General features: G+C 40.0%; 10 protein-coding genes. All 10 read left to right on the plus strand.

The features are described from left to right. Positions 1 to 284, plus strand: a 284-nt coding sequence (locus F6K15_RS36215; RefSeq protein ID WP_293070729.1) for a hypothetical protein, incomplete at its 5' end; no start/stop codon positions are given. A 24-nt stretch (positions 285 to 308) separates the two neighbouring features. After that, positions 309 to 1,049 carry a DUF6753 family protein gene (locus F6K15_RS36220; protein WP_293070731.1) on the plus strand — a complete coding sequence of 247 codons (741 nt, stop codon included), beginning with the start codon at positions 309 to 311 and terminating at the stop codon, positions 1,047 to 1,049. Between the two features lie 19 nt (positions 1,050 to 1,068). Continuing rightward, positions 1,069 to 2,703, plus strand: coding sequence for an AAA family ATPase (locus F6K15_RS36225; RefSeq protein WP_293070733.1), 1,635 nt, complete (start codon positions 1,069 to 1,071; stop codon positions 2,701 to 2,703). Positions 2,704 to 2,705: 2 nt separating this feature from the next. Then, positions 2,706 to 4,502 (plus strand): hypothetical protein, encoded by a 1,797-nt coding sequence (locus F6K15_RS36230; RefSeq protein ID WP_293070734.1) that lies wholly within the window; start codon positions 2,706 to 2,708, stop codon positions 4,500 to 4,502. A 14-nt stretch (positions 4,503 to 4,516) separates the two neighbouring features. After that, on the plus strand, positions 4,517 to 5,089 hold the full coding sequence (locus F6K15_RS36235; RefSeq protein ID WP_293070735.1) for a hypothetical protein: 573 nt from the start codon (positions 4,517 to 4,519) through the stop codon (positions 5,087 to 5,089). Between the two features lie 682 nt (positions 5,090 to 5,771). Beyond that, positions 5,772 to 7,607, plus strand: coding sequence for a type IV secretory system conjugative DNA transfer family protein (locus tag F6K15_RS36240; RefSeq protein ID WP_293070737.1), 1,836 nt, complete (start codon positions 5,772 to 5,774; stop codon positions 7,605 to 7,607). A gap of 7 nt (positions 7,608 to 7,614) precedes the next feature. After that, positions 7,615 to 8,403, plus strand: a complete 789-nt coding sequence (locus F6K15_RS36245; protein ID WP_293070739.1) for a hypothetical protein — start codon at positions 7,615 to 7,617, stop codon at positions 8,401 to 8,403. A gap of 23 nt (positions 8,404 to 8,426) precedes the next feature. Next, the gene (locus tag F6K15_RS36250; protein ID WP_293070741.1) at positions 8,427 to 9,077 is read left to right on the plus strand and encodes a hypothetical protein; all 651 of its coding nucleotides are present in this window, start codon (positions 8,427 to 8,429) and stop codon (positions 9,075 to 9,077) included. A gap of 17 nt (positions 9,078 to 9,094) precedes the next feature. After that, the gene (locus F6K15_RS36255; RefSeq protein ID WP_293070743.1) at positions 9,095 to 9,439 is read left to right on the plus strand and encodes a hypothetical protein; all 345 of its coding nucleotides are present in this window, start codon (positions 9,095 to 9,097) and stop codon (positions 9,437 to 9,439) included. Between the two features lie 101 nt (positions 9,440 to 9,540). Further along, on the plus strand, positions 9,541 to 9,830 hold a 290-nt coding region (locus tag F6K15_RS36260), incomplete at its 3' end, for a hypothetical protein (RefSeq protein WP_293070744.1).

A 9,830-nucleotide genomic window follows, 5' to 3' on the forward strand; every position in this document is an offset into this window, starting at 1 on the left:
AGTACAACCAAACCTTTGACCAGATTTTTGAACAGTTGCCGAATCTTGTTGAGGGTAAGTTAAAAGTCCCTAAAAAAAGTCAGAAAAAGGTTACTTTAGATGATTTGGCCAATCAACTCAAAAAAGATGTCAGCTCTATTGAGTCAGCGATCGCCAATACCAAAAATCTGAAAGAATTAGCAGCCAAATTAAATGTGTCTGAAGAGACACTTAACCTGTCCAACGAACAGTATCAGAAGCTTCGAGACAAAATCCCTGCTGAATCTGGATCTAAATCTAACTAATTTCCATACTAAGAGAAACAGCTTATGTCAACCCCGAGTCAGTGGATTGAGCAGAACCAGAAAGCCTTGAATCACCTTTTGGATGGCGAACCAGAAGAAGCAAAAGTATGGGTCCATAGTTTTCTTACTCAAAGTGGTTCTGCGCTTGAAGACCCGTTTTGCAGTCAGATTGCAGCAAACGCTTATTTAGCCTATGTAATACGCAACAAACCTGATGAAATCCGTTCTGCCTTTGAAATAGCTGAATCAAATATGTTTAAAAGGATTGGGACTGAATTTGATTCAAAAAGAGAAAGTTACCAGCAAGCTTTATCCGCAGAGATAGAGGCACGAATTAGTCGGATGGCAGAACGGTTGGTGGCGGAGCGTTTTGATAGTCCTTCTGAAACAGAAGATAAAGAAGATAAGTCTGTACAGGGCCTCAAAATTGCAACTCATAAATTAGCATTAGCAGTGATCGTTGCTTCAAGTGGAATTATTGGCCTAGTGTTGGGTCTTTTTATCAGTTCTTTTCTGAGCAGTAAAAACCCCATTAATCCTACTACAGACAATCATCTTCTTGATTGGGCAAAATCAAAGCAGGGGGAATTCGCCCGGCAATTGATTGAATGGAATGGCGATCGCTTGGTGTCTCGAAAATGCGAAATCGAAGCGAAACGCGATCGTATTACTCTGGCCATCGATGGTATCCAAGCTACACGAGGAGTTTGTGCGATTTTTGTGAGAAGTCCCCGTGAAACGGAGCCTCAGAAAGTAGCTGAATAATTATGCAAAGAAAGTTGCGATGACTAGAAGACATTATACACATTGGCCTCTACTAGAGAGTCCGTTAACGGCGATCGCCGTCTCGCCCTCAGACCGACAATGCTTTTTTAAGCAGTTTGAACGGTGGGGTTTGGATATGGAATTGCCCCTATACCTATGGAATGCCGGATATAAATATGTACAAGAAATTCGTTCAGGTAAGATTACCCCTACTCCTACTGCAGTTGAGGATAATATTCTTGGTACTATCTGTAACGCTAGTCGGGATGGGATTTTCTTGGTTGAAGGTATCGTCCAGAACATCGATCCTCTCATAGACCTGCAACTACGGAATGCCCACGATGCCCTAGCACAAGGGGACAGCCTAACTTTTATAGTGCTGTTTGACGCACTTTTGGACATACCAATGAATTTGTATCCCTTAATTCCTCAGTTGGAGAAGCCTTTTCCTTCGTCCAAAGAACTTGAGGAGTTGGTAACTCAATTCTGTCAGGAACATCCTTTCAAAAAAGAATCCGATCCTTTACCATTGCTCCAAGCTTGTACCGGGTTGCCAGAAGGCGAGATTACCCTTGTTCTGAATCGGTTGGTAGGTGAAGCCAATACCCTGGAAGAGTTTGCAGATTCGGTTTTGGAGTATGCTAAACAAAAGTTAGCGGGTAAAGGTGTTAGGATTTTGCCTCCTCCTGACGTACCTAAAGCTGCGGGCTTAGATTTACTTGATAAAGATATAGATAAAATAGCATCACTATTCGATCCTCGTGCTTCTTCTTGGAAATTACGCAATCCTAATGGTGGCTTACTTTGGGGATTACCAGGAACAGGAAAATCTTTGGTGGCAAAAATGATTGCCCAACGCATCAGAGCAAAGATGATAGCGGTAGATTTCAATCAACTTGTAGGCTCTACTGTATCAGAATCATTGCAGAATCTCAAGCACCTCCTAGATTTGGCAGATAATTCTGGCAATGTAGTCTTGTTTTTTGATGAGTTTGAAAAGAATTTTGTGGGTTGGGAGTCTGGCGGGAGTGGTGGAGCGATGGCCAAGATGACTGGGGAGTTATTATCTTGGCTGCAAGACCATACTACTCCCGTGTTTATGCTGGCAACAATCAACAGATTAGGATTGCTTCCAGCAGAATTAGTCCGGCGCTTCAAATATGTGTGGTTTTTGGGCAATCCCCATAATGGAGCGTTGTATGAAATTTTTCAAATACATCTAGGCAAATATTGTCCCAATTTACGTTTTACTGATTCACAATGGCGAATTTTACTTGATGAGTATCGAGGTTGTTCTCCGGATGAAATTGGTAAAGCCGTTGAAAGAACTCTAGAAACAAACTTTCACCACCAAGTACAAAGTGCAAAGGAACAAGGAAAAGCCTTCAATCCTCGAAAATATTTACCCCAAATTTCCTTAGAAGATTTGCTGACTGAACGGCAGAATTTCACGCCTGCTTCAGCTAATAAAGCCATCAGCGATCAACTTTATGCCATTAAGCAAGATGCCGATTTTGCTCGCCCGACTTCAGGGAGAGATACATCTCGTTTTGCTCGAATTAACCGAGGTATGTTTGAGCAATCTGGAGCGAAAAACCAGGGAACAGGTACGACAAAGCTCAACCGTCAACCTAAATCACTCGAAGTAATTTAATCATGGCTCACACACAAATAGCAACCATATTTACTGGGTTAATCCTACTAATGACCACTACAACTGCTTCTAGCAATCCCAATACTATCACAGTGCAGCAGGTAGGGGAGCAGCAAGTGGCTATGCCGGATATAGAGAACTGGACATTCAATTCTATGCCTAATATAGAGGGTATGGATGCTCCATCCCAACTCCTCAAATTAGGCTCCTTATCCTCCCTGGGAGCTTCCGAATTTACTTTAGAACAAACATCTGCTTTTTTAGGGGTGGATGTCAATCAATTAACTCTGAACCAACTGCCACTGATGGGAGAACAAACCCTGGGCAATTTAGTTTTGGGTGATGGCATTTCATCAGCCGGAGTTCCGTTTTTAGATCAGTACAAAATCAAGCAAATAAAACCCCTTGCTACTTTTTTTAAGAACAATCCTCAATTTCAAGATATCCAACTTTCACAAAATTTAGGTCAATTTGTGGCCAACAATCCCATTGCTGCCAATATACAATTGAACGAATTGGGGAACCTCAAAATAGGCAGCATCCCAAATCTGGGAAATACTCCCCTTAAGGATTTTGTTGATTGGGAGAATTTTAGTTTAGACAGCATTCCCGGAATCTCGGATATTCCACTCTCTCAGTTTCCCAATCCTTTGAATTTGAGCAGTATTAGCATCATTGCTAGAATTGACACTGTGAGAGGTCCCGCTGAAGCCAATTGGGGGCGGACTGTTACAGGTAGTTCGGAGGTAGGTTTTGAGTTCCCGTGCAATAAAACCTCGGAAAATACAGAGTCCTGTTCCCACATAGAACTTGACGATCCAGAAAACCTGGGTGCGACTGTCTCCTCTCCGTTTGAGGGAAAAGCTTGGATTAATGGGCAGCAACAGTGGGTTGATGGTGGTTCTGGATTACTTAAAATGGCAGTTCTGTCACCCGTCGCTAAACCTGGATTAGAACCTACCGGACGATTCCCATTTGGAGCATTTGCAAAGATGGTATTATGGGAGGTTGATGAAACTAACGACTCGGCGCAATTTGTTTTATTTTTACGTTATTGTAACGCCGGAGGCTGCACGCCATACAATATTGGCCCTATACCTTTCATGGAGTATAAGAGAGATGCCATGATTCCTATTGGTAGCTTGCGCAGTAATCCTCCAAGTAATAAGCTACCTATACGGACACAACAACAGTTGGCACAGCAGCAGGTGAGGAAGCAGCAACCAAGTATATCAATGCGAGGCAATATCATTACTGGGGAGGAAGTGGCGGGTGGAATTTCTCCATCTATTTTGGCAGAAGGAGTTATCAAGATTTTAAGTGTGGGTAAAAGCAATAGTCAATCTGATTTTCCCCCAATCACTTGTTTGGGCGATCGCTGTGGGAAGTCACTTGGCAAATATTACCTACACTCTACTAATCAAAAAGTAATAGAAAGTATTACTCTGCACGACGAGGGCGAAAAATTTCTCTTGAATTTGAAAAACACCAACCATCCTACACCCACAGCTCTAAACAAATTTTTTCCCCCATCCAAACAAGATGAGGTGATGCGACTAATTATTGGTGAAGCTGCTCTATTAGCTCGCAGCGAAATCGATCCTACTACAAGTAAGTATTTTTGTGGCGATCGCTTGATTGAAAGAACTGCTCAAATTTTTGCTGGTGGGTTGTCCACCCCCATTGACTCTAGGGTAGCAAATGCTGACAATAGCCTAACTATACTGAAATTGGGCCAGAAAGTAAGGACTTATTACAACTCTCATGGTGGCACTGTAGTTAGCTGTGCCACTAACTAACCTGTTGAAAAACTATGACATCCTCACAACCCTCAAAAAAATATATTTACCTTATAGTCCCTTTTCTTAAAGGATTTGCTCTGTTTCTCATCCTGAGTGGATTATTCGGAATTGTTGGGTGTGGCTCCCATGCTCAAGCTATTAGTGGTTGGAAACCTGCTACTAAAGTCGTTTCTGAAGATACAGCAAAACAAATTATTGCTGATAATTCGTCCGAAAAGGCTAACGAGAACACTTATACACAGCTAGAAGCAATTCGTCTGACTAATAAACTTACTTTATTTAAGATAAATTCACCATCTTTTTGTGGATATTTTGGATGTCTACATCTTGCCTATCTAGAAGAAACTCCGGGAGAGTATAGACCTATTTTGAGGCGATATATTAATCCGCTCCTTCCTAAAAATACTACTCAAATCCAATTACTGAAAGAGCCACCTAATGGTGTTGTTGCTAAAAGTTCCCTACCTTGCTTGCGATTTTTTCAAGCACATCCCACAAACAATATCTTGCAACAAATTACCGAATGTTTCGACGGACAAGTTTACAAGATTGTGGAAACCAGAAATAGTGTTATTGGTAATTAATAATTAATAATTAATAATTAATAATTATTGATTAAATATTTAATAATTCTTTATTAATAAAAAACAGGTTAAAAGCCTCCCTTTTCGATTGAATATTAATAAGTAATAATTGAGTCGCAGATTCATGGGGGGTAATATAGAATCCGGTTGAATAGTTATTGTATAGTTGGGAGTAGGGGAGTGGGGGAGTGGGGGAGATTAAATATTTAAGTAATTATAGAATTCTCAACATATACTATATAACCGGATTCTATATAATACAAATAAAAAAGTAATACTATACTTAGCTGATACTTCAGTTTTTAAGTAATTAAAGCCAATAAATAAATAATTACCTAATTATAAGCCTTTTTATCTAACATTTATGTCTTTTTATCTACTTAACTTACTCATTTGCTTATTTATTTAAAGGTGTATAAAAGTTATTTGTGAATAGTATTACTTATGATTCATTGTTGGCATGGTCATTTCATTCTAGATTTTTGTAATGAATTTATTGATTTTCAGAAAGCGAAAAATAAATTACCTAAAGCTTTAAATCAGGTGGTTTCGTTAATACATAAAATAGCACAGTTTAGAATGAAACAGCCCTGCATTGTTGGTTAATTATTTATTGATCAGAGGTGGTTATTAATTGTTAATTATTAATTGTTAATTGTTAATTATTCAGGAGGAAAATCATTTGAAAATCTTAGCACAGACTACTCAACCTACTCAACCTACTCAACCGTCTCCATCTAACAATATTGCAGGCGATATAGGCAGTGCCTTTGGCAATGTCTTTGGGGGAGAAAATCTACCTCTAATTCTGACTATGGGAGGGATACTTTTAGTAATGCAACTTCTCGGTGGCGACAAGAAACAAAAGCTCACCACCGCACATTGGGCAGGAAGGGGAGAAAAAGCTTCTGCTATTGGTAAATTATGCTCAGAAATTAAAAAGCGAAAAGTTTCTGAAATTGGCCTCTACTGTGGGGACTGGAAACTCAGGAAACGGAGTTCTATCGGTACTTTCTTTTCTGGCAATCCTCCTACTATTCCCGTGTGTACAATCAATCGAGGTGTAATGGTTGTCGGAGGTGCGGGTTGTGGTAAAACTTTCGGAGTTTTGAATCCTTTGGCCTCAGCAGCGATCGCTCAAAATCTTGGTTTTCTGCTCTATGATTATAAGGGAGAGCAAAAGTGGGTTGTAGCGACTGAAGCATTGCAGAATGGTTACAAAAATGTGAGGGTTTTTGCCCCTGGAAAACCATATAGTTGTTGTATCAATCCTATCAAGGATTTCATTCGTAGTGCTACTGATAATTTTGGAGCTAAACAATTAGCAGAGGTCTTATATCAAAATGGTTCCAAAGATAATTCGGGAGGAGACCCGTTTTTTGAACCCGCCAGTCAACAGTTACTACAGGCTTTAATCCAACTGGCACGGGCTACGGAGTATCCAGACTTGGCTATGTGCTATGCTTTAATTCAACTTTCTGATTTAGAAAAAAGACTATTAGAAGCAACTCGCAAAAGGGAAAAATACTCTCCTTTTCTTTGGTATCAATTCAATCAAATAGCTTCCTTGGCAAAGGAAGATGCTGGGAAGACCACAGGAGGTATTATTGCTGGAGCATACAATTTATTACAGCCTTTGGTACAACCTCAGTTAATGGCTTGTACTATTGGTGATTCAAGTATTCAGACCTACATCGACGACGGGATGATGCTTGTGGTTGAGAATGATATTGCTCGCCAAGATGCTCTAGCTCCTGTACTGGCAGGAACTATTCACATGATTGTTTTGCAAAACTTTGCCAAGCAGCGCCACTCTGGCTTAGTTTTGATGTTTGACGAGTTGCCGACTATCAAAGTTAACGTAGCGCAATATGCAGCAGAGTTTAGGTCTAAGGGGTGTGGTACTATTATCGGATTTCAGAATAACAAACAGCTTGAGCAACGCTATGGCAAAGAAGGGGCCACAATCATACAGGCGAACATGGCGACCAAATTTTTCTTTAATCCCGGCCATGTGGAGACGGCAGAGGAAATTTCCAAATACTTGGGAGAGTCGGAAATCACCTACTCTACTCAAAATGTTTCTCATAATTTTGGTACTGGTGCTGCCGGGGGGTCACGCTCTAAAAATCAGTCTATTCAGATCGTGCCGTTGATGAGTAAGGAAGTCCTGCTCAAGTTTAAGCGTAGCTGTGTTTTTATCAATCCGGCCGTCGGAAGCTCTCAAGAGGGGAGCGTTCCCTGGCATATCAAACCCGAAATCAAGTTGCCACTACAGCAGGTTAAACGCTTTCAGTCAAACGAAAAGATGTGGCAAGAGAAAATAGAACCTCGCTTAATTGCCTCTGAGTTCAAACGATTAGAAATTAGCAGTTATGATGAGTTGGATGAGCGCATGGCTGAAGAAATGAATAAGCGTATCGCTCTAGCAGAGGAACTTCTCCCTTTACCCGACGATCCAAAATCTTCCGCAACAATTAGTTCGCGTCGCAGTAACCCTTTACCTATAGATATTTAAGTAAATCATGAGTGAAACAAGCATCGAAATACCTGAAGCTGTTCAGCGTGCTGTGGGATTTGAATTGACAGCCACAGCACTAGAAAATTTTGGGGATGAATGGGCTGTTTTTGCCCAACAATATCGCGGGTTTTCTGAGCAAATTAAAGAGCAAAGTCTTTCTGGGGGTATGTCTGAGGAATTATGGGACGAAACTAGGCAAGCTTTGCTTGATGAGCGTGAGAATTCATCCTCAAATTGGCTACAGATTGATTTTTTTCCTTCAGTTTTGAGTGATAAGAATTCTACTGCTAGTAGTAGTGATGCTGCTAGTGGAGTCACTGTTAATACTGAGGAAACCCATCACAAACCTATCATAACTCCAGCAATTCAAAATGACACTGATACATTTAAGGACAAAGAGGAAACCGATATGTCAGATACTGAAGAACTGGTTGATGCAGAGGAAACTGAGATTGAGGAATTAGTAGACGACGATCCTTTACAACAAGACTTAATTCAACGAGCAGTTCCCATTCTTTTTGCTGCCCTAGAACGTTATGGGGCTGTTTCTAATATGGGCTTAGAAATTCAGGTCGAAGGCGAACACAACTCTATTACTTGGTCTATCCTTGACCGCAAATTGACTGTAGAAGGAGAAGAACGCTTAAGTATCGAGTTTGATACTAATCGACAGGTGAAGTCTTTTGACTCCCAACTAAGTCCCGAATATGTGGCTCGCCTGGAAAATCAGGTTGCACCACAATTAGAAACACCAAAATCCACTCGAAATATTAGTCAAAATATCAGCCGCTAAAACAAAAAACACAGAGGTATATTATGAGTACATATCCCCAAGAAACTCTCGAACGGCCAAATTATCTTGGAAGTATCGAGTCTAACTCCGATTCAGAACAACAGCAAAAACTTGTAGAAGAGGTAGCTCCAAATTTAGAACGTTTACTGATTGAATTTGATACAGATAAGATTGAAGGAACGAACAACACTGTTGAATTTAACCGCGAAGAAAATCGACTCACCCTGGTATCCAATTCATCAAAAGAGATAGTGTTGGATGCTGAGTGGGACACAGAACAAGATAGATGGAACGATAGAGGGTCGTCGCTCACTACTGAGGAGCGTGATCGGATTATAGGCGCAACGGAACACATTCTTTGGGAAAAGGAATCCAATGAACAACAGCAAAAACTTGTAGAAGAAGTTGCTCCACATTTAATAGATGTTCTCAATGAATTTGAAACAAACAAGTACCAGGGAAGAAATAATACTGTTGAATTTAACCGCGAAGAAAATCGACTCACCCTGATATCCAATTTATCAAAAGAGATAGTGTTGGATGCTGAGTGGGACACAGAACAAGATAGATGGAACGATAGAGGGTCATCGCTCACTACTGAGGAGCGCGATCGAATTATAGGCGCAACGGAAAAACTTTTCCAGCAAGAGAAAAGCACAGATTTTGAACGTTAATAATTTAGGAACATCTTATGATTGACATCAACTTGGAAAATATCGACTTTGGTTTTCAAGAAAAGCTTATAGATGAGGCTTCGATTGTAGCAAACAATATACTTAATATTCACGGTACGAACACATTTGATTCACCTACACATCAAATAGTTTACGAACCAGACCACGCTACTATGTCTATCATAGACCGCAGGACTGGTGAGACAGTTAATAGTGTTCGTGATGGTGATGGATGGATTGATAATGGTTCAAATGCTTCTGCGGATATGTTGCACGAATTCTTAAGACTACAAGACCGCTTGGAAAAAGAAGCTCGGGAGAAGATGAACTCAAATAGAGGCAGAGAACAACTTAGTAGATAAAGATACTCTCTTAACGAAAAGTAAAATTGTGCAATAGGGAGTAGATATTGCCTATTTCCTTCTCATAACGACCATTTTTTCAGCCTACTTAAGAATATATTATGAGCGAATGTTACCCAGTCTTAAAAATCCCAAAAAAAATACTTGATATTGATGTACAAATACCTGATATAAAAATACCTGAAACCACAGTACCTTTGCGTACAAAAAAACCTGTAAAACCTTTGACACCTAAATTAATAAAGCCTAAAAAAATCAGATTTTTATTAATTAGTTTTGGTGTGTTTTTTCTTTCTATTTTTATACCTATGCCCTATGGAGCAATTGTGCTAGCATTAGGGTTTATATTAGGGGTGTTTTTTTATTTTTATAATGAGTTCAATTATACAAC

Origin of the sequence: Okeania sp. SIO2B3 (assembly GCF_010672525.1) — a bacterium.
Lineage (GTDB): Bacteria > Cyanobacteriota > Cyanobacteriia > Cyanobacteriales > Microcoleaceae > Okeania.